Genomic DNA, 19,006 nt, shown 5'->3' with positions numbered 1-19,006 from the left:
CCACGGAACTCGAGGCGCGGATTCCGTATCCGCGCGCACAGGAGACCCGCGACGACTCCTCGGGGTTGCCCGTCAGTCGATCACGAAACAGCCACGTTCCAGCAGCTCAGCGGGGAGGTTCGGGGGGCGGTTCAGGGGCGGCGCTTCTTGCCGTCCAGTTCGTCCCACCACTCGTCGGACTTCTGGTCGCCGGACGGGTCGTCCCACCAGCGGTCGTCGGGGCCGCGCCGGTTGGCGACCATGGCGGCGAAGGGCGGGATGACCATGGCGACCACGCACATGGCGACGGCGGCCGGCACCGACCAGAGCCGCACGACACTCCAGGCCAGGACGAAGAGCGCGATGCAGACGCCCATCATGGCGAAGTAGATGTGCTTACGCCGCGCGAGCATGTCTCCAGCGTAGATCGTGCGGGGGCCCGGGCCCAGCCCACAAGGACGCCACCTCACCCCAGGCCGGCGGACGGGAGTCCGACGCAGCGGCCCGAAGCCTGCGAAGCAGTGCGAGAGCCGCAGAAAGAGTGGGCGCGGGCACGCCGGAGGGCCGCACCCCGTACCAGTGGCGTCCAACCCCCTGGGGTGCGGCCCTCCGGCCGTCAGGTGATCGCTCAGACGGCGATCGCGACCTCCGCGAGACCGCCGGTCTGCGCGACGACCGTGCGGTCGGCCGTGCCACCGGGGATCAGGGCACGGACGGTCCAGGTGCCCTCGGCCGCGTAGAAGCGGAACTGGCCCGTGGCGGAGGTGGGGACCTCCGCGGTGAACTCGCCGGTCGAGTCGAGGAGACGGACGTAGCCCGTCACCGGCTCGCCGTCGCGGGTCACCTGGCCCTGGATGGTGGTCTCACCGGGCTTGATCGTCGAGGCGTCGGGGCCGCCGGCCTTCGCTCCACACATACTGAACTCCTTGAGAGGTAAAGGCCGTTGGTTACTTGTTGGCGCCGAGCTCGATCGGCACGCCGACGAGGGAGCCGTACTCGGTCCACGAACCGTCGTAGTTCTTGACGTTCTCGACGCCGAGCAGCTCGTGCAGCACGAACCAGGTCAGGGCCGAGCGCTCACCGATGCGGCAGTAGGCGATGGAGTCCTTCGCCAGGTCGACCTGCTCGGCGGCGTAGAGCTCCTTGAGCTCGTCGTCCGACTTGAACGTGCCGTCGTCGTTGGCGTTCTTCGACCACGGGATGTTGCGGGCGGACGGGACGTGGCCCGGACGCTGCGACTGCTCCTGCGGGAGGTGGGCCGGGGCGAGCAGCTTGCCGGAGAACTCGTCGGGCGAGCGGACGTCGACCAGGTTCTGGTTGCCGATCGCGTTCACGACGTCGTCGCGGAAGGCGCGGATCGAGGTGTCCTGGGCCTTGGCCTTGTACTGGGTGGCCGGGCGGTTGGGGACCTCGGAGCCGTCGACCAGGTCGCGGGAGTCGAGCTCCCACTTCTTGCGGCCGCCGTCGAGGAGCTTCACGTCCTGGTGACCGTAGAGCTTGAAGTACCAGTAGGCGTAGGAGGCGAACCAGTTGTTGTTGCCGCCGTAGAGGACGACGGTCGTGTCGTTGGCGATGCCCTTCTTCGACAGCAGCGCCTCGAAGCCGGCCTGGTCGATGAAGTCGCGGCGGACCGGGTCCTGGAGGTCGTCGGTCCAGTCGATGCGGATCGCGTTCTTGATGTGGTTCTTGTCGTACGCCGACGTGTCCTCGTCGACCTCGACGATCGCCACGTTCGCGTTGTCGAGGTTCGCCTCGACCCAGTCGGCGTCTACCAGGACGTCGCTGCGGCTCATGCTGAATTCCTCCGGGGCAGTTGCGGGGGCAGGTGAAACCAGGGTGTGCGGGGGTGCACGGGTGACCCCGAGTCGTCTCGAGGGGTCAGGGGGGAAAGCGGGGAATCGGCGGCGTCGCCGCACGGCCCGCTCAGACGGTGCGACAGAGCATGGCGGCGACGCGGCAGAGGTCCACTGCCCGCCGCTTCGTGAATTCCGCCTGTTGCATCATGCGTCCGATCGTAAGGACGCTCAGGGCCGCCTGTCACCGGTGTGTCGGATTATGAGACGGGATCATCCACTATCTGGGATACAGAACGCCCCGGAGCCGCTCGCGCGGACCTCCGGGGCGGAGAGTCTTCCCTGCTCTTCTACTGTGCGGACGGCGCCGTCTCGCATCGCGGACGGGCGCCCATTTCCTCCCCGTTCGAACGGCTATCCGATGCACTGTCCGACGCACCATCCGACGCGCTATCCGATGAGCTTCAGGTCCGAGCCCTTCACGGTGATCTCGACGCCGTCCTTGACCGCCTCGACCTTGTCGAGCTTGACGCCCGCCGGCAGGTCGTCGATCGCCTGCTGGAAGTCGGTCACGGCCCGCACCCGCCCCTCGGCCATGTCGAACGCGCCGACCTTCGGCAGACTGTCCGCGCGGGCCGAGACCTTGCCGCCCTTGACCTGCACGGCGCTCATGACGGTCGGGTGCAGCGTGCCGAGCGGGGTCTTCACCGCGAGCAGGACCTTGATCTGGTCGCCGCCCCCGTAGGACAGGCCGTCGATCTTCGCCGTGATGCCGGGCGCGACGGGCGCCGGGTCCTGCTTGCTCACGGCCTTGAGCAGCTCGTCGTAGGAGACGCGGGCGGTGCCCGTGGCGGAGTCGGCGGTCGCCGAGCTGTAGCCGCTGTCGAAGGTCACGCCGTGCATCTCGGCGTTCAGGTCCGCGATGCGGATGGTGCCGCTGCCGCTCTTGGCCTCGTAGTCCTTGATGCCGATCTCGACGTCGTCGAGGGAGCTGCCGGCGATCTGGGTGAGGAACGGGAAGCCCTTGATGGACACGGTCGGCGTGCTCGCCAGGCCCTCGCTCGTGCGCACCTTGTCGGCCGCCTCGTCCTCGGCCAGGTTCACCGCCACCCGGTCGGCGATCACGAAGAGGCCGCCGAGGATGACGACGATGATCAGCAGTATTCGCAGTGCGCGCATGGCCCGGAAGCTCCCCCATGGTCTGGCGTCCCCCGGCTGCCTTCGGTGTCCCCCGCGCCGGAAGTGGTTCCTGCCGCGAGCGTACGTGCCGGTAATGAGAAGACGGCGGGCTCCGGCCGACTTGTTCCCAACTTGTCGATCAGAGCCCGCCGCCGTGGTGCGCGGGAGTCGGCGCGATCAGCCCAGGGCGCGGCCCAGCAGGTAGACGGCCGGGGCGGCCGCGGCCAGCGGGAGCGCGACGCCCGCCGTCATGTGCACGAACTTCGACGGGTAGTCGTACGAGGCGACCCGGTGGCCGATCAGGGCGCAGACCCCGGCGCCGAGGCCGAGCAGCGCGCCGCCCGTGCCGAAGCCGGTGAGGGCACCCGCCGCGAGACCGCCCGCGGCCGCGGCCACCAGGGCGACGACGACGGAGGCGGGCGTGGGCAGCGGCAGGGCGCGGGCCACGACGGTCGCCGCGACGGCGATCCCGCCGACCGTCACCGCGTCCGGGAGGGCCGCGAGGTGGCCGGCGGCGACGATCGCGAGGGCCGCCGAGACGACGGTCGCCATCAGGCCGTACATCCGCTCGTCCGGGTCGGCGTGCGAGCGGAGCTGGAGGACGAGGGTGAGCAGGACCCAGACGCCGAGGGTGCCGAGGATGGCGGCCGGCCCGTGCTCCCGTCCTGCCGCGAGGAGCGCGATGTCGGCGACGACGCCGCCGAGGAAGGCGAGGGCGATGCCCTGCCGGGCGGGCCACATGCCGTTCAGCCGGAACCAGCCGGCGGCCGTGACGGCCTGGAGGATCAGGAGCGGCACGAGCAGCGCGTACGGGCCGACGGCGGCGCCGCCCGCGAGCAGCAGGCCGAGCGCGGCGGTGAGTCCGGCGGGCTGCATGCCGGGCTCGATGACCGGCGAGCGGCCCTCGGCGCGGGCGCGCTGGGCGTCGGTGACGCGGGTGTTGCCGGTGACGGTGGCGCGGCCGTAGGCGGGCTCGCCGGGGGCGGACTGCGCGGGCGCGGGTTCGGCCTGCGGCTGCGGCTGGGCCTGCGCGCGGACCGGCGGCAGGACCTCCGTCATGGGGTCCGGCTGAGGCTGCGCGTACGGCTGAGGCTGAGGCTGCGGCTGCCCGTACGACTGCTGCTGCGCGTACGCCTGCTGCTGCGGCTGCTCCTGATACTGCGGCTCCTGGTACTGCGGCTGCTGGGCCTGCGCGTACTGCTGCTGCCCGGCGTCGTACTGCTGCGGCGGCAGGTACGGCTGCTGCGCGGGCTGCACCTGGGTGTCCCAGGTCTGGCCCTGCCACTGCTGGGTGGCGTCGGCGGGCTCGGGCTGCGGCGCGTACTGCTGCCCGTAGGCCTGCTGTCCGTACGGGTCGTGCTGGTTGTTGCTCATCGGGGTCACCCTCCTGCGAACGGCGGGAGCACCTCGACCGTGCCGCCCTCGGCCAGCCGTACCGTCTCATGGTCCCGGGTGCCGACGGGGTTCCCGTCGATCAGGAACGAGGAACGCTGCAGGACACGGACCAGGTCCCCGGGGTGTCGCGTGCGGGCCCCGGCGAGCGCGTCGGCCAGGGTGTCGGCGTCGTACGGTTCCTCCGCGACTCCGGCGGCCGACTTGGCCGCCGCCCAGTAGCGGATCGTGCCCTGTGCCATGGAGACGGCTCCCTTCGTGTGTCCTGCGATGTGTCCTGCGATGCGGTCGGCGTCCTATTCTGCGGCACCCCCGGCACCGGCCTTCGCCGCCCAGTCACCGATCCGGGCGAGCAGCGCGTCGCTCGCCGCGTGCTCGGCGTGCCCCATGCCGGGCTCCAGCCACAGCTCGGCGCTCCCGCCGGACGCCTCGACCAGCATCCGCGGGTGGTCGACGGGGAAGTACGGATCGCTGTCGCCGTGCACGACGAGCAGCGGCGTCGGCGCCAGCAGCGGCACGGCCTCGACCGGCGAGAGCGGCACCGGGTCCCAGTCGCGGGGGTGGATCCGGGTGCGCAGTCCGAGGCGGCTCACCATCCGGCCCGCGGGACGGGTGACCGCCCAGTGGACGCGGCGCATCGGGGCGGTGCCCCGGTAGAACCAGCGGGCCGGGGCGCTCACCGCGACCACTCCGTCGGTGTGTGCCTCCGTGCGCCCCCGGTACATCGCCGCGTGCCGCAGCACCACGGAGCCGCCCATCGAGAAGCCGACCGTCACCACGCGCGTGTGCCCGAGTGAACGCGCCCACGCCACGGCCGCCGCCAGATCGAGCACCTCGCGGTCGCCGACCGTGGACCGCCCGCCGGACCGCCCGTGCCCCCGGAAGGAGAACGTGATCACGGCCGCACGCTGGGCGAACACTGCCGCGGCGCGCCGCACGTGGGGTCGCTCCAGATCGCCGGTGAAACCGTGCGCGAGCACGATCGCGAGGTCGGTGCCGGGCGCCGGGCCGGGCGCGTAGGCGGCGTCGATCGCGACCGCGTCCTGTGTCCGCAGCATGGCGCGACGTGACGGTTCAGTGACCGGACGCACAGAAGATCCGTCTTCGTCACCTGCCGGACGCCGATTCATGTGGGCTATTCTGCTGGACAGAGGACTCGGGCAATGCAGCCCCCGAGTCCTTTTGTGCGTTCTGGAGCGTTGTATACGAACGACGCTCATCACACCGGACGCGCACGGGCCCGGGGCGCGGGCCCGACCGAGTACGCAAGTACACGCAGTACGAAGCAGTGCCGCAAACGTCCTCGCAGGGACCGAGGAGGAACCAGACGTTATGGGCGAGCGAACCGTGCACGAAGACAGGACGACCCGGGCGGGTGGAGCGCGATGAGCTCTCTGCTGCTCCTCACCAATGCCCTTCAGCCGTCGACGGAGGTGCTCCCCGCCCTCGGCCTGCTCCTGCACAACGTGCGGGTGGCTCCGGCGGAGGGCCCGGCCCTCGTCGACACCCCCGGCGCCGACGTGATCCTCATCGACGGGCGCCGTGACCTGCCACAGGTCCGCAGCCTGTGCCAGCTCCTGCGCTCCACCGGACCCGGCTGTCCGCTGGTGCTCGTGGTGACCGAGGGCGGCCTCGCCGCCGTCACCGCCGACTGGGGCATCGACGACGTCCTGCTCGACACCGCGGGTCCCGCCGAGGTGGAGGCGCGGCTGCGGCTCGCGATGGGCCGCCAGCAGATCGTCGCCGACGACTCCCCCATGGAGATCCGCAACGGCGACCTGTCGGTGGACGAGGCCACCTACAGCGCGAAGCTCAAGGGGCGGATCCTCGATCTCACCTTCAAGGAGTTCGAGCTCCTGAAGTACCTCGCGCAGCACCCGGGCCGGGTCTTCACCCGCGCCCAGCTGCTCCAGGAGGTCTGGGGCTACGACTACTTCGGCGGCACCCGCACCGTGGACGTGCACGTACGGCGGCTGCGGGCCAAGCTGGGCCCCGAGCACGAGTCGCTCATCGGCACCGTACGGAACGTGGGCTACCGCTTCGTCACCCCGGAGAAGCCCGACAAGGCCGAGAAGTCGGCCAAGAAGAGCGACCCGAAGAGCGAGCAGCCGGCGGAGCCGAAGGGCGAGCCGGTCCGGGCCGACTCCTAGGTTGGGGCTTACGCCCTGCCCAGGAGAGGTTCCATCCGCGTAGACTCCGCGCGTGGCCAAGGTGACTCGGGACGACGTTGCGCGACTGGCGGGTACTTCGACCGCCGTCGTGTCCTACGTGATCAACAACGGACCCCGGCCGGTCGCCCCGGCCACGCGCGAGCGGGTGCTCGCCGCGATCAAGGAGCTGGGGTACCGGCCCGACCGGGTCGCCCAGGCCATGGCCTCGCGGCGCACCGACCTCATAGGCATGATCGTGCCGGACTCGCGCCAGCCGTTCTTCGCGGAGATGGCGCACGCGGTGGAACAGGCCGCGTCCGAGCGCGGAAAGATGGTCCTGGTCGGCAACTCCGACTACGTGGCCGACCGTGAGGTGCACTATCTGCGGGCCTTCCTCGGCATGCGGGTCTCCGGCCTGATCCTCGTCAGCCACGGTCTCAACGATCTGGCGGCCACCGAGATCGAGGCCTGGGACGCCCGCGTCGTGCTGCTGCACGAGCGGCCCGAGGCGATCGACGACGTCGCCGTCGTCACCGACGACCTGGGCGGCGCCCAGCTCGCCACCCGCCATCTCCTGGAGCACGGCTACCCGTACGTGGCCTGCCTCGGCGGCACCGCCGAGACCCCGTCCGTGGGCGACCCCGTCTCCGACCACGTCGAGGGCTGGCGGCGCGCGATGAGCGAGGCCGGCCTGTCGACCGAGGGGCGGCTCTTCGAGGCCCCGTACAACCGCTACGACGCGTACCAGGTGGCGCTCGAACTGCTCGCCGGCCCGGACCGGCCGCCGGCGATCTTCTGCTCCACCGACGACCAGGCCATCGGCGTGCTGCGGGCCGCGCGCGAGCTGCGCATCGAGGTGCCGGGCGAGCTGGCCGTCGCCGGGTTCGACGACGTGAAGGAGGCGGGGCTCACCGATCCACCGCTGACCACGGTCGCCTCGGACCGCTCGGCGATGGCGCGGGCCGCCGTCGACCTGGTGCTCGACGACTCGCTGCGGGTCGCGGGGTCGCGGCGCGAGCGGCTGAAGCTGTTCCCGTCCCGGCTGGTCGTGCGGCAGTCCTGCGGCTGCGAGTAGCCGCGCGCTCCTGAGTCCCGACCCGTCTTTATATCGGGCAAACAGGCTTCTGCCGGGACTCTCAGGGAGCACTCAGACAGCTCTCATGTCGGCGTCGCACGCTGAGTGACATGACCGAGAGCTTCCGCCCCAGCGGCGAGTACCAGCACGAGTACCCCCAGGGCTCCTCCTACGGCGCCTACCCGCCCCCGCCGGCCCACGCGCCGGACGCGGCGGCCCCCGAAGCGCCGCGGCGGAAGCGGCTGCGCGGCCCGGTCGGGCTGCTGGCGGCCGTGGCCGTCGCCGCGGCGGCCGTCGGCGGCGGCACCGCGTACGCCTTCCAGGAGCTGACCGGCAGCGACACCGCCGCCTCCAGCTCCACCAGCACCACCGTCGTGCCGAGCAGCCAGCGGGGCACCGTCGCCGGGGTCGCGCAGGCGGTCAGCCCGTCGATCGTCGAGGTCAACGCGGAGCTCAACTCCGGCTCCTCGACCGGCTCGGGCGTCATCCTCACGGGGGACGGCGAGATCGTCACCAACAACCACGTCATCGCCGGGGCCTCCTCGGTGAAGGTGCGCACCAGCGACGGGAAGACGTACACGGCGGAGGTCGTCGGCACCGACGCCAAGAAGGACCTCGCGCTGATCAAGCTGAAGAACGCCTCCGGCCTCAAAGCCGCGACGCTCGGCGACTCCTCCGGCGTGAAGGTCGGCGACCAGGTCGTCGCGATCGGCTCCCCCGAAGGCCTGACCGGCACCGTCACCAGCGGCATCGTCTCCGCGCTCGACCGCGACGTCACCGTCTCCACCGACGAGGGACAGCAGCAGCAACAGCAGGGCGGCGGGGGCGGCAACTGGCCCTTCGAGTTCGGCGGCCGGGAGTTCAACGGCGACACCGGCTCGTCCACCACCACGTACAAGGCGATCCAGACCGACGCCTCGCTCAACCCGGGCAACTCCGGCGGCGCGCTGATCGACATGAACGGCAACATCATCGGCATCAACTCGGCGATGTACTCCAGCGCCCAGGACGCCGGTTCCTCGTCGAGCGCCGGCAGCGTCGGCCTCGGTTTCGCGATCCCCGTCAACACCCTCAAGGCAGACCTCGACACCCTGCGCGCGGGCGGCACCGACAGCTGACCGCCGCGGCCCGTCCCCGCAGGAGGACCCCATGGCTTCCCCCGTCCACCCGCACCCCGCGACCGCCCACGGCCCCGCGGACACCGGCCTCGCGCTCGCCGTCGCCGCCGCCCTGCACCGGCCGGCCGCCCGCGCCCCCGAACTCGTCCCCTCCACGACGAAGACGCGGGCGAAGACGCAAGCGAAGGCGGAGCGCCGTGCCGCACGCGAGCGGCGGGCGGCCGTGCGAGGCTGAAGGCCGTCCGTACGCCCCGTTCCCACCGACAGGAAAACGCAGCCCATGAGCCCCGCCGACGGCGACCGTGACGACCGACACCGCATCCTCATCGTGGACGACGAGCCCGCGGTGCGGGAGGCGCTCCAGCGCTCCCTCGCCTTCGAGGGCTACGCCACCGAGGTCGCCGTGGACGGCGCGGACGCCCTGGAGAAGGCCGCCGCGTACCGGCCCGACCTCGTCGTCCTCGACATCCAGATGCCGCGCATGGACGGGCTGACCGCGGCCCGCCGGCTGCGCGCCACCGGCTCCACCACCCCGATCCTGATGCTGACCGCGCGCGACACGGTCGGCGACCGCGTCACCGGGCTCGACGCGGGCGCCGACGACTACCTGGTCAAGCCGTTCGAGCTCGACGAGCTGTTCGCGCGGGTGCGGGCCCTGCTGCGGCGCAGCGGGTACGCGGCGGCCGGGGCCGGGGACGACTCCGACGTGCTGTCCTTCGGCGACCTGCGGATGGACCCGGCGACCCGCGAGGTGACCCGGGGCGCGCGGACCGTGGAGCTGACCCGCACCGAGTTCACGCTCCTGGAGATGTTCCTGGCGCACCCGCGCCAGGTCCTGACCCGCGAGCAGATCCTCAAGGCCGTGTGGGGCTTCGACTTCGAACCGTCCTCCAACTCCCTGGACGTGTACGTGATGTACCTGCGCCGCAAGACGGAGGCCGGCGGCGAGCCGCGGCTCGTGCACACCGTGCGGGGCGTGGGCTACGTGCTGCGGTCGGGCGGGGCCGAGTGAGCGGGTGGCTGCGCCGGCTGCGCGGGCTGCCCCTGCGGTCGCGGCTCGCGCTGCTCGTCGCGGGCGCGGTGGCGGCGGCGGTCGCGGCGGTCGCGGTCACCTGCTGGTTCATGACGCGGGCCCAGCTCCAGTCGCAGATGGACTCCTCGCTGAAGGGGACCAAGGTCGACGACTCCTATGTGTCGGATTTGACCGCCGCGTGTCTGGGCAATGTCACCCAGGCCCCGCGCCCGGTCGGCAACTACACGGTGCAGCTGGTGACGGCGGCGGGCCGCACCTGCACGGGCCCGAGCCAGACCCCCATCGCGGCCGAGGCCAGTGACGTCCAGGTCGCCACGGGTCAACGGGACTTCGCCCTCCACACGGCCGACAACACGAAGGGCGAGGCCCAGCGCGTCTACACGTATCGGCCCCCGCCCGGCGCCGCGGGCCTGCTCCAGGACCGGTACGCCGTCTCCATCGCCCAGCCGCTGAGCGAGATCGACCGGCCGCTCACCTCGCTGGCCTGGATCCTGCTCCTCGTCGGCGGCATCGGTGTGCTCGGCGCGGGCGCGGCCGGCCTGTGGGTCGCGCGCACCGGGCTGCGGCCCGTCGACGAGCTGACCGACACCGTCGAGCACGTGGCCCGCACCGAGGACCTGACCGTCCGCATCCCCGTCGAGGGCGACGACGAGATCGCCCGCCTGTCCGCGTCCTTCAACTCCATGACCGCCTCCCTCGCCGCGTCCCGCGAGCTCCAGCAGCAGCTCATCGCGGACGCCGGGCACGAGCTGCGCACCCCGCTGACCTCCCTGCGCACCAACATCGACCTGCTCACCCGCAGCGAGGAGACGGGCCGCGCCATCCCGCCCGACGACCGCAGGGCGCTCCTCGCCTCGCTCAAGGCGCAGATGTCCGAACTCGCCGCGCTCATCGGCGACCTCCAGGAGCTGTCCCGGGGCGGCCTGAGCGCCGACGACGCGCCGCTCAAGGTCGTCTCGCTGCACGACACCGTGCGCAGCGCCGTCGAACGGGCGCGGCTGCGCGGCCCCGAGCTCACCGTGAGCGCGGAGCTCGCGCCCTGGTACGTACGGGCGGAGCCGGCCGCGCTGGAGCGGGCGATCGTCAACCTGCTGGACAACGCCGTGAAGTTCAGCCCCGAGCGGGGCGCGGTCGAGGTCCGGCTGATGCGCGGGACGCTCACCGTGCGCGACCACGGTCCGGGCATCCCGGACGAGGAACTGCCGTACGTCTTCGACCGGTTCTGGCGCTCGCCGACGGCGCGGGCGCTGCCCGGTTCGGGGCTCGGGCTCTCGATCGTGGCGCGCACGGTGGAGGCGATCGGCGGCGAGGTGACGCTCGCGGCGGCGGACGGCGGCGGCACCATCGCCACGGTCACGCTGCCGGGGGCGCCGACGCCGCCGCCCGAACTGCCGTAGCCGGTCAGCCGCCGACGCTGAGTCCGGCGCCGGACAGTTCGACGCGGATGCCGTCCTTCTCCACGGACACGTCCCGCAGCCGTACGTACCCGTGGTCGCGGGGCAGTTCCGGCAGCCGGAACGCGAGGGAGAGGCGGTCCGCGAGGGCGGGGCGGGTGAGCCGGGACAGGCTGTCGAGCAGCGACGGATCGAGCCCGACCTTCTTCAGCAGCCAGGGGTGGTCGAGCGCGATGTCGATCAGGTTCATGCGCATCAGCTGGTGCACGAAGCGGGGCGAGCCGGTGAGCTCGGCGAGCTTGGTGTCGCTGCGCAGGGCCGCGCGCACCGCCCGGTCGGGCACGCCGATGCGGTGCATGAGCGCGGGGATGGACAGCAGCCGCTTGGCCTTGTCGGTCTCGGCGGTGACCCGGGCGACCGAGCGGCGGCTCAGGTGCAGGCCCTGGGAGGTGCCGGTGCCGGGCCGGTAGGTGGCGAGGTCGCCGATGCTCAGGCTCATGCCGTCGATGTCGGTGCTGATGCCGGTGGTGCCCAGGCGCCGGATGGTGGCGTCGGCCCTCACCTTCAGGTCGTGTCCGGCGACGGGCAGCGTGCCGCGGGCCAGGACCTTGTCGCGGCCGTGCCCGGTGAAGGTGACCTGGGAGGCGCCCAGTTCGCGGTTCATGTCGGCGAAGCTGAGCAGCACCTCGCCGTTCATGGCGTCGGCCTGCGCGCCGCTGATGCCGGTGAGGCCCTCGCCGGTGATCCGGACGTCGCGCACGGTCGCGGAGACCTCGGCGAGGGTGACGCGGTCGGCGGCGACGTCGGGGACGGTGATCTTCATCTCGTCGACGCGGCGGTCGGCGAGCTGGGTGAGGAAGGGGAAGCCCTCGATCTCGACCTCGGGGGCGGCAGTCAGCTTCATCTGCCGCTTCAGCTGCTGGGCCGCCTCGTGCTCGGCGTAGAGCAGGGCCCAGCGGTCGGCGAGCGTGAGGAAGGCGGCCAGGACGAGGACGGCGATGACGCCCTTCGCCGCGAGGGACAGGCCCGCGAAGCGGTTGCGGCGGCGGCTGCCGCGCCGGTGGTTGGGCGGCGACCATTCCGCCTCGTCGGGGTCGTCGGGCTCCTCGCGCAGGAACGCGTCGAGCGGGTTGCCGGCGAGGGCGGCGAGCTCGTCGTACGGATTCGCGTACGCGCGCGTGTCCGGGTCCGGGTCCGGGTCCGAGGGAACCGATTCGGTGATCGGTCCATCAAAGGGGGTGCGGCCGTCAGGTATGTGGCCGTCAGATATGTGGTCGTCAGCTATGCGGTGGGGGGTACGCATCGGGTGATTCCACCACACACCCCCACCCTTCGCGCAAACAATCTTCACGACGCGCGAGTGGCCCACGGCGAAGAGCCGCGGGCCACTCGGACGTGCCTGAAGAAGCGCTGAGCCGTGCCTACTTGAGGAGCGTGACGCGGTCCGCCTTCGGCGGGTCGATCGGCTTCTGCGCGGAGGAGTTCGCGGTCAGGTAGTCGCCGAACGCCTTGAGGTCGTCGTCACCGACGAACGGGTTCTTGCCCTGGCCGAGCGCCTTGAAGCCGTCGCCGCCGCCCGCCAGGAACGCGTTCATCGCGACGCGGTAGGTGGCCGCGGGGTCGATGGCCGCGCCGTTCAGCTTGACGGTGTCGACGAGGAGACGGGCCGCGCCGGTCTTCTTCATGTCGATCGTGTACGTGAGCCCGGAGGACGGCTGAAGCACCCTCGGCGAGGCCTCGTTCGAGCCGCTGACCTGCTGCTGCAACGCCTCGATCACCTGGGCGCCGGTGAGGTCGACGAGGTTGACCGTGTTGCCGAACGGCTGCACGGCGAAGGCCTCGCGGTACGTCACGACACCGTCGCCCTCGCTGCCGCTCGCCTTGTGGACGAGGTCGGAGCGGACGCCGCCGGCGTTCATCAGAGCCAGCGAGGTCTTCGGGTCCACGGACTTGCCGTAGGCGAGCTGCGCGTCGGCGATCAGGTCACCGAGCGGCTCCTCCGGCGTCTTCGCGCCCCGGCCCAGGATGTCGGCGGAGATGTGGCCGACGGGTCGGTTCGCGACCGGCGCGGCCAGCTTGTCCCAGCGGCCGATCAGCTCGCTCATGTCGGCGGCCTTGGGCTGGGTGCGGGCCACGACGTGGTTCGCGGACTTCACCGAGGTCCGCACGATGTCCTGGGTGCGGCGGTCGTAGGTCAGCGTGGTGTCCGTGTAGACCTTGCCGAACGAGGACGCGGAGGTGACCATGCGCGGCTTGCCGGACGGGTCCGGGATCGTGCACACGTAGGCCTGGTGGGTGTGGCCGGTGACGAGCGCGTCGACCTTCGGGGTGATGCCCTTGGCGATGTCGACGATCGGGCCGGAGATGCCGTCGCCGGCGCCCGGGGAGTCGCAGTTGTAGTTGTAGTCGCCCGAGGCCGGGGCGCCGCCCTCGTGGATGAGCGCGACGATGGACTTCACGCCCTGCTTGTCCAGGATCTTCGCGTACTTGTTGACGGTCTCGATCTCGTCGTGGAACTTGAGGCCCTTGACGCCGTCGGCGGTCACGATGTCCGGCGTGCCCTCCAGGGTGACGCCGATGAAGCCGACCTTCACGCCCTTGTTCTTCCACACCCAGTAGGGCTTGAGGATGGGCTTGCCGGTCTTCTCGTCCGTCACGTTGGCGGCGAGGTACGGGTAGTCGGCGCCCTCGAAGGTGCGGCCGTCCTCGTAGCAGCCGGCGTCGGGGTGGCAGCCGCCGTTCTGCAGCCGGGCCAGCTCCTTGGCGCCCTCGTCGAACTCGTGGTTGCCGACGCTGGTGACGTCGAGGTCCAGCTTGTTCATGGCCTCGACGGTGGGCTCGTCGTGGAACAGGCCGGAAAGCAGCGGGCTGCCGCCGACGAGGTCACCGGCGGCGGCGGTCACGCTGTAGGGGTGGCCCTGGCGCGCGGTGCGCAGCGACGAGGCGAGGTACTCGACGCCGCCCGCGTCGATCGCCTTCGACGTCCCGTCGGCCTGCTTCTCGGTGACCTGCCCGGCGCCGCCGGCCGGGGGCTCCAGGTTGCCGTGGAAGTCGTTGAACGAGAGCAGCTGGACGTCCTGGTAGCGGCCCTGGCCCTGCCGGTCCTGGCCCTGGTCCTGCTGCGTGGCCCCCGCGGGCAGCGCGGCGATCAGCGCGCCGGCGGTGGCGAGGGTAGCGGTCGCGGCGAGCGCCGCTCTGACCCGGCGCCCCGGCCGGTTCCTTTTCACGGGCATATGTCCCCCCTGCGGGTGCGGTGTTCGTGGCATCGCGGCGCGACGACGGTGACCCGGGGAAGCCTAGAGTCAACGCGCGTAGCGCAACAGGGGGTTGCAGGTTACGAGGCGGTTGCCCTTCTCCGGGGCGGGGCGGCCCGTACCCTCGTAGCCATGACCACGGACTCCGTAAACGCCAGCGATCCGGCCGTTCCGGGCCGATCGATCGACACCCTGTCAGCCCTGTCCGCCGGGCAGGCCGGCGAGGTTCTCGCCCTGCTCGCCGAGGCCGCCAGGACCGACGGCCAGCAGGCCGTGTCGGAGCAGGGGCGGCTGCAGTTGCGGGGCGGCGAGCGGGAGGGCGTGCGGCATCTTCTGCTGACCGTCGGCGGGGAGCTCGCGGGCTACGCGCAGCTGGAGGACACCGACCCGATCGAGGCACCGGCCGCCGAGCTGGTCGTGCACCCCGCGCACCGCGGGCACGGGCACGGGCGGGCGCTGGGCGCGGCGCTGCTCGCCGCGTCCGGGAAGCGGCTGCGGGTGTGGGCGCACGGCGGGCACAGCGCGGCGCGGCACCTCGCGCAGGTGCTCGGCCTGACCCTGTTCCGTGAACTGCGGCAGATGCGGCGTTCGTTGAGCGACCTGGCGCTGCCCGACCCGGTGCTGCCGGAGGGCGTGCGGATCCGTACGTTCGTGCCGGGGCAGGACGACGCGGCGTGGCTCGCGGTGAACGCGGCGGCGTTCGCGCACCACCCGGAGCAGGGTTCGCTGACCCAGCGCGACCTGGACGACCGCAAGGCGGAGCCGTGGTTCGACCCGGCGGGCTTCTTCCTGGCGTTCCAGGGGGACGAGCTGGTCGGCTTCCACTGGACGAAGGTGCACGCCGCGGAGCGGATCGGCGAGGTGTACGTGGTCGGCGTGGCGCCGGGGAACCAGGGCGGCGGGCTCGGCAAGGCGCTCACGACGACGGGGCTGCGGCATCTCGCGGCGGCCGGTCTGCCGACGGCGATGCTCTATGTCGACGCGGACAACAAGGCGGCGGTGAGCGTGTACGAGCGGCTCGGCTTCAGCACGTACGAGACGGATCTGATGTACCGCACAGAGTCGTGACCTGCGGTTTCACCCGGCAGTAAGACCCCGAGGGGCCGGCGTCGCTTGACGCCGGCCCCTCTCTTGCATCACCCTTTCACTACTTGATTAGTGAAAGTAGGGAAAGGGGGGCACGACGTGGCAGGAGACACGGGGCCCGTCATCGAGTTCCGCATCGACCGCTCCAGCGGCGTCGCCACCTACCTGCAGATCGTCCACCAGACCGAGCAGGCCCTCCGGCTGGGCCTGCTGGAGCCCGGGGACAAGCTGCCCACCGCCCGCGAGGTCGTCGAGGCGACGGCCATCAACCCGAACACGGTGCTGAAGGCGTACCGCGAGCTGGAGCGCTCCGGACTCGTCGAAGCCCGCCGCGGCCTGGGCACCTTCGTCCGCAGATCACTGGGCTCGTCCCCCGCCGACTCGCCGCTGCGAGCCGAGCTGGAGGACTGGACGAGACGCGCGAAGGAGGCAGGGCTCGACCGCGAGGACGTGGCCGCCCTGTTCGGCAGCGCACTGGACGCGCACTTCCGCACCGCAGGCTCCACAAGCACCGCAGGGACCGCAAGCACCGCAGGGACCGCAAGCACCACGAGCAGCACCGAGGGGACAGCATGACCACGGCCATCGAGGCGACCGGCGTCGTCAAGCGCTACGGGCGGCGAGGCATCGCCGCTCTCGACCACTGCGCGTTCCGGCTCCCGGCCGCCCGCGTCAGCGCCCTGGTGGGGCCCAACGGCGCCGGAAAGTCCACCCTGCTGGCCATCGCCGCCGGACTCCTGCGCCCCACCTCCGGCCGGGTCACCGTGCTCGGCGGCGCCCCCGGCGAACACCGCGCCAAGGTCGCGTACCTGTCCCAGGACAAGCCGCTGTACCCGCAGCTGACCGTCGCCGACACCCTGCGCCTGGGCGCCGAGCTCAACCCCGGCCGCTGGGACGCCTCGTACGCGGCGGGCATCGTCGCGCAGGGCGACCTCGACCCGAAGGCCCGCATCCGCTCGCTCTCCGGCGGCCAGCGCACCCGCGTCGCCCTCGCCCTGGCCCTCGGCAAGCGGCCCGAACTGATGCTGCTCGACGAGCCGATGGCCGACCTCGACCCGCTCGCCCGGCACGAACTCATGGGCACCCTGATGGCCGACGCCGCCGAGCACGGCACCACCGTCCTCATGTCCTCGCACATCGTCGCCGAGCTCGCCGACGCCTGCGACCACCTGCTCCTCCTGGGCGGCGGCCGCATCCGGCTCGGCGGCGGCATCGACGACCTGATCGGCGCCCACAGCCTCGTCACCGGCCGCGGCGACCTCACCGGCCACACCGTCGTCGAGTCCCGCGCCTCCGGCCGCGGCATCACCGCCCTGATCCGCCGCGACGGCGCGCTCGGCGCCGGCTGGGCCGTCCAGGAACCCTCCCTGGAGGAACTGCTCCTCGCCCATCTGCGCTCCCCCGACGCCCCGGCCCTGCTCACCCCGAGCACCGGCCCGGCCCCCGCGCCGCTGACCCCGGAGGTGTCCGCATGAGCGCCCCCGCCCCCGCTCCCGCTTCCGAGAAGGACACCGCCCGCGTCCGGCGCACCCTGCCCGGCCCCGACGGTCTCGTCTGGACGACCCTGCGCCTGCACCGCACCGCCCTGTGGGCCTGGACCGGGTACGTCGTGATCAGCCTCGGCCTGCTGCTGTGGCTGTGGGGCCCGGGCTCGTCCGAGGTCCTGCGCGCCTTCGACTCCCTCGGCTACGAGGGCGCCTTCGAGGCCAACCGCAGCGACCTCGGCTGGGGCTTCTACCTCACCTTCGACTCCCTCTTCTACGATCCGCTGTCCTGGGCCCGCATCGCCGCGGTCGCCGTCGCCGTCTTCGCGGCCGGACCGCTGATCGCCCGCGAACTGGAGTCGGGCACCGTCCAGTTGGCCTGGACCCAGTCCGTCTCCCCGGCCCGCTGGCTCGCCGCGAAGCTCGCCGTGCCCGCGCTGTTCGTCACCGTCGGCACCACCCTGATCGTCGTCCTGTACCGCCTGGTCTGGGACGACCGCAACCACCTGCTCGTCGCCGGCATCGGCCCGCGCGACCTCGCCTTCTCCATCGGCCCCGCGACCGTCGCGAACGCCCTGTTCGGCCTCGCGTTCGGCGTCCTCGCCGCGCTCGTGCTGCGCCGCACCCTGCCCGCGCTCGCCGTCGCCGGCATCGGCACGTACCTGGTCGGCGCGTTCCGCGGCAACTCCTGGCCCTTCCAGGGCCGCCACCAGACGCCCGAACTGCCCGTGCACAGCCGGGCCGTCACCTCCACCGGCGCCGAGATCCGCGACCCCGGCTGCACCACGCAGACCTGTCTGGACCGGCACGACATCACCGGCTTCACCCGCCACTACCTGCCCTCGCCGGACTACTGGCCCCGCCAGCTCGCCGAGACGGGCATCCTGCTCGCCCTGACCGCCCTCGTCGTCGCCGCCGCCTTCCTCGTGCTGCGCCGCTACCAGCCCCGCCGCAAGGAGGCCTCCGCATGAGCGCCCTGACCTTCTCGCCCCGCACCGGCCTGACCTGGACGGTCCTCAAGCTGCACCAGGTCGCGCTGTGGCTCTGGGTCGCCTACGTGGCGCTGTGCGCGGGCGTCCAGCTGTGGCTCATCGGCCCCGGCACCTCGGGGCTCGGCATCGTCGGGCGCTGCGTCGCCGGAGTGGCCAACTCCTGCGTCGCCAAGGGCCCGACCGCGGGCGCCTACAGCTCCGCGACCCTCGTCGTCGACGTGTCGATGGCCGCCGTACCGCTCGCCGTCGCGCTGTACATCGGCGGTCTCGTCCTCGGCCGCGAACTGGAGCGCGGAACCGCCCAGTTGACCTGGGCGCAGTCCGTCACCCCGGTCCGCTGGCTCACCGCGAAGCTGGCGCTCCCGGCGCTGCTCCTCACCCTCGGCACCGGCCTCCTGATCGCCCTGCGCCAGGTCGTCGTCGCGCGGGCCCCCGGCCTCACCGACAACCAGTGGTACGCCGCCGGCTCCTTCGACACGCTCGGCACGGTCGCCGTCGCCCTGCCCCTGCTGGGGCTGGCCTGCGGGGCGCTCGGTGCGCTGCTGTACCGCCGGGCCCTGCCCGCCGCCGCGACCTCCGGAGTCCTGCTCCTCGTCCTCTCCGCCCTCCTCGGACAGCTCCGCCCGCACCTGTGGAGCACCCGCACGGTCACCGGCTCCGTCGAGCAGGGCTACCGCTTCTTCGCCGGCCAGCTCACCGGTGAGGGCGCGATCACGGGTTCCGGGGCGCGGGTCGACGACCCGATGTGCGTCGACGACCGCGCCTGCCTCACCGAGCACAACATCACGGGCTTCTACCGCGAGGGCCATCCCCCGGCCCACTTCTGGCCCATGCAGCTGATGGAGACGGGCGTGATCCTGGCCCTCGTCTCGGCCCTCACGTACGCGGCGTTCCGGCTCCTCCGCCGCCGGGTCCCGTCTGCCCGGTAACGGTCTCGTCGCCGGGTGCGGCCCGGTGGGGGCTGGTCGCGCCCACGCGGCGGAGCCGCATATCGACACAGCCCCGCGCCCCTAATGAGGCTTCGCCTCATCGGGGAATGCGACGCGAAGCGTCTGCATTTCAGGGGCGCGGGGAACT

At 72.2% G+C, this 19,006-nt stretch carries 20 protein-coding genes; 11 read left to right on the top strand and 9 right to left on the bottom strand.

Annotation, left to right across the window (positions count from 1 at the left end; all coding sequences use genetic code 11):
• Positions 1–131: 131 nt before the first annotated feature.
• The 7 genes from ACZ4E1_RS15680 to ACZ4E1_RS15650 all read right to left on the bottom strand — a co-directional run bounded on the left by ACZ4E1_RS15680 (position 132) and on the right by ACZ4E1_RS15650 (position 5,473).
• A complete protein-coding gene (locus ACZ4E1_RS15680) occupies positions 132–392 on the bottom strand; it encodes a DUF3099 domain-containing protein (RefSeq protein WP_399130576.1) in 261 nt (86 codons plus the stop codon).
• A 215-nt stretch (positions 393–607) separates the two neighbouring features.
• Positions 608–895, bottom strand: coding sequence for a DUF1416 domain-containing protein (locus tag ACZ4E1_RS15675; RefSeq protein WP_030784848.1), 288 nt, complete (start codon positions 893–895; stop codon positions 608–610).
• A 31-nt stretch (positions 896–926) separates the two neighbouring features.
• Positions 927–1,772, bottom strand: coding sequence for a sulfurtransferase (locus ACZ4E1_RS15670; protein WP_467539656.1), 846 nt, complete (start codon positions 1,770–1,772; stop codon positions 927–929).
• A gap of 450 nt (positions 1,773–2,222) precedes the next feature.
• Positions 2,223–2,951, bottom strand: a complete 729-nt coding sequence (locus ACZ4E1_RS15665; RefSeq protein WP_467539655.1) for an LmeA family phospholipid-binding protein — start codon at positions 2,949–2,951, stop codon at positions 2,223–2,225.
• A gap of 177 nt (positions 2,952–3,128) precedes the next feature.
• Positions 3,129–4,325 (bottom strand): hypothetical protein, encoded by a 1,197-nt coding sequence (locus tag ACZ4E1_RS15660; protein WP_467539654.1) that lies wholly within the window; start codon positions 4,323–4,325, stop codon positions 3,129–3,131.
• Positions 4,326–4,330: 5 nt separating this feature from the next.
• Complete coding sequence (locus tag ACZ4E1_RS15655) at positions 4,331–4,585, bottom strand: MoaD/ThiS family protein (protein WP_467539653.1); 255 nt, start codon at positions 4,583–4,585, stop codon at positions 4,331–4,333.
• A 54-nt stretch (positions 4,586–4,639) separates the two neighbouring features.
• Entirely contained in the window at positions 4,640–5,473 is an 834-nt protein-coding gene (locus ACZ4E1_RS15650) for an alpha/beta hydrolase (protein WP_467539652.1), read from the bottom strand.
• Between the two features lie 255 nt (positions 5,474–5,728).
• Between ACZ4E1_RS15650 and ACZ4E1_RS15645 the strand changes: the two genes are divergently transcribed.
• The 6 genes from ACZ4E1_RS15645 (at position 5,729) to ACZ4E1_RS15620 (ending at position 11,116) form a co-directional block, all read left to right on the top strand.
• Positions 5,729–6,493: a response regulator transcription factor gene (locus ACZ4E1_RS15645; RefSeq protein ID WP_467539651.1), complete on the top strand. Its 765-nt coding sequence runs from the start codon at positions 5,729–5,731 to the stop codon at positions 6,491–6,493.
• Between the two features lie 52 nt (positions 6,494–6,545).
• A complete protein-coding gene (locus ACZ4E1_RS15640) occupies positions 6,546–7,568 on the top strand; it encodes a LacI family DNA-binding transcriptional regulator (RefSeq protein WP_467539650.1) in 1,023 nt (340 codons plus the stop codon).
• A 110-nt stretch (positions 7,569–7,678) separates the two neighbouring features.
• A complete protein-coding gene (locus tag ACZ4E1_RS15635) occupies positions 7,679–8,686 on the top strand; it encodes a S1C family serine protease (RefSeq protein ID WP_467539649.1) in 1,008 nt (335 codons plus the stop codon).
• A 31-nt stretch (positions 8,687–8,717) separates the two neighbouring features.
• A complete protein-coding gene (locus tag ACZ4E1_RS15630; RefSeq protein WP_467539648.1) occupies positions 8,718–8,921 on the top strand; it encodes a hypothetical protein in 204 nt (67 codons plus the stop codon).
• Between the two features lie 45 nt (positions 8,922–8,966).
• The gene (locus tag ACZ4E1_RS15625; RefSeq protein ID WP_467539647.1) at positions 8,967–9,698 is read left to right on the top strand and encodes a response regulator transcription factor; all 732 of its coding nucleotides are present in this window, start codon (positions 8,967–8,969) and stop codon (positions 9,696–9,698) included.
• On the top strand, positions 9,695–11,116 hold the full coding sequence (locus tag ACZ4E1_RS15620; protein WP_467539646.1) for a sensor histidine kinase: 1,422 nt from the start codon (positions 9,695–9,697) through the stop codon (positions 11,114–11,116). The genes ACZ4E1_RS15625 and ACZ4E1_RS15620 overlap by 4 nt, the downstream gene beginning before the upstream one ends.
• 4 nt (positions 11,117–11,120) lie before the next feature.
• On the opposite strand, the gene ACZ4E1_RS15615 is transcribed toward ACZ4E1_RS15620, so the two are convergent.
• Positions 11,121–12,416 (bottom strand): LmeA family phospholipid-binding protein, encoded by a 1,296-nt coding sequence (locus tag ACZ4E1_RS15615; RefSeq protein ID WP_467539645.1) that lies wholly within the window; start codon positions 12,414–12,416, stop codon positions 11,121–11,123.
• 118 nt (positions 12,417–12,534) lie between these two features.
• Complete coding sequence (locus ACZ4E1_RS15610; RefSeq protein ID WP_467539644.1) at positions 12,535–14,346, bottom strand: bifunctional metallophosphatase/5'-nucleotidase; 1,812 nt, start codon at positions 14,344–14,346, stop codon at positions 12,535–12,537.
• 153 nt (positions 14,347–14,499) lie between these two features.
• On the opposite strand from ACZ4E1_RS15610, the gene mshD reads away from it, so the two are divergent.
• The 5 genes from mshD to ACZ4E1_RS15585 all read left to right on the top strand — a co-directional run bounded on the left by mshD (position 14,500) and on the right by ACZ4E1_RS15585 (position 18,858).
• On the top strand, positions 14,500–15,435 hold the full coding sequence (gene mshD / locus ACZ4E1_RS15605) for a mycothiol synthase (protein ID WP_467539643.1): 936 nt from the start codon (positions 14,500–14,502) through the stop codon (positions 15,433–15,435).
• 117 nt (positions 15,436–15,552) lie between these two features.
• Positions 15,553–16,029: a GntR family transcriptional regulator gene (locus ACZ4E1_RS15600; protein ID WP_467539642.1), complete on the top strand. Its 477-nt coding sequence runs from the start codon at positions 15,553–15,555 to the stop codon at positions 16,027–16,029.
• Complete coding sequence (locus ACZ4E1_RS15595) at positions 16,026–16,928, top strand: ABC transporter ATP-binding protein (RefSeq protein WP_467539641.1); 903 nt, start codon at positions 16,026–16,028, stop codon at positions 16,926–16,928. Before ACZ4E1_RS15600 ends, ACZ4E1_RS15595 begins: the two co-directional genes overlap by 4 nt.
• Complete coding sequence (locus ACZ4E1_RS15590; RefSeq protein WP_467539640.1) at positions 16,925–17,908, top strand: hypothetical protein; 984 nt, start codon at positions 16,925–16,927, stop codon at positions 17,906–17,908. Before ACZ4E1_RS15595 ends, ACZ4E1_RS15590 begins: the two co-directional genes overlap by 4 nt.
• On the top strand, positions 17,905–18,858 hold the full coding sequence (locus ACZ4E1_RS15585) for an ABC transporter permease (protein ID WP_467539639.1): 954 nt from the start codon (positions 17,905–17,907) through the stop codon (positions 18,856–18,858). Before ACZ4E1_RS15590 ends, ACZ4E1_RS15585 begins: the two co-directional genes overlap by 4 nt.
• Positions 18,859–19,006: the final 148 nt, after the last annotated feature.

This window comes from Streptomyces sp. NPDC025806, assembly GCF_055558275.1.
Note: the sequence above shows the minus strand (reverse complement) of the source record. Positions and strands in the feature narration are given on the sequence as shown.

Bases quoted from the DNA above. Each gene is read 5' to 3' on its own strand.
- ACZ4E1_RS15680 (WP_399130576.1), bottom strand. From the start codon at position 392: ATGCTCGCGCGGCGTAAGCACATCTACTTCGCCATGATGGGCGTCTGC.
- ACZ4E1_RS15675 (WP_030784848.1), bottom strand. From the start codon at position 895: ATGTGTGGAGCGAAGGCCGGCGGCCCCGACGCCTCGACGATCAAGCCC.
- ACZ4E1_RS15670 (WP_467539656.1), bottom strand. From the start codon at position 1,772: ATGAGCCGCAGCGACGTCCTGGTAGACGCCGACTGGGTCGAGGCGAAC.
- ACZ4E1_RS15665 (WP_467539655.1), bottom strand. From the start codon at position 2,951: ATGCGCGCACTGCGAATACTGCTGATCATCGTCGTCATCCTCGGCGGC.
- ACZ4E1_RS15660 (WP_467539654.1), bottom strand. From the start codon at position 4,325: ATGAGCAACAACCAGCACGACCCGTACGGACAGCAGGCCTACGGGCAG.
- ACZ4E1_RS15655 (WP_467539653.1), bottom strand. From the start codon at position 4,585: ATGGCACAGGGCACGATCCGCTACTGGGCGGCGGCCAAGTCGGCCGCC.
- ACZ4E1_RS15650 (WP_467539652.1), bottom strand. From the start codon at position 5,473: ATGAATCGGCGTCCGGCAGGTGACGAAGACGGATCTTCTGTGCGTCCG.
- ACZ4E1_RS15645 (WP_467539651.1), top strand. From the start codon at position 5,729: ATGAGCTCTCTGCTGCTCCTCACCAATGCCCTTCAGCCGTCGACGGAG.
- ACZ4E1_RS15635 (WP_467539649.1), top strand. From the start codon at position 7,679: ATGACCGAGAGCTTCCGCCCCAGCGGCGAGTACCAGCACGAGTACCCC.
- ACZ4E1_RS15630 (WP_467539648.1), top strand. From the start codon at position 8,718: ATGGCTTCCCCCGTCCACCCGCACCCCGCGACCGCCCACGGCCCCGCG.
- ACZ4E1_RS15625 (WP_467539647.1), top strand. From the start codon at position 8,967: ATGAGCCCCGCCGACGGCGACCGTGACGACCGACACCGCATCCTCATC.
- ACZ4E1_RS15615 (WP_467539645.1), bottom strand. From the start codon at position 12,416: ATGCGTACCCCCCACCGCATAGCTGACGACCACATATCTGACGGCCAC.
- ACZ4E1_RS15610 (WP_467539644.1), bottom strand. From the start codon at position 14,346: ATGCCCGTGAAAAGGAACCGGCCGGGGCGCCGGGTCAGAGCGGCGCTC.
- mshD (WP_467539643.1), top strand. From the start codon at position 14,500: ATGACCACGGACTCCGTAAACGCCAGCGATCCGGCCGTTCCGGGCCGA.
- ACZ4E1_RS15595 (WP_467539641.1), top strand. From the start codon at position 16,026: ATGACCACGGCCATCGAGGCGACCGGCGTCGTCAAGCGCTACGGGCGG.
- ACZ4E1_RS15590 (WP_467539640.1), top strand. From the start codon at position 16,925: ATGAGCGCCCCCGCCCCCGCTCCCGCTTCCGAGAAGGACACCGCCCGC.
- ACZ4E1_RS15585 (WP_467539639.1), top strand. From the start codon at position 17,905: ATGAGCGCCCTGACCTTCTCGCCCCGCACCGGCCTGACCTGGACGGTC.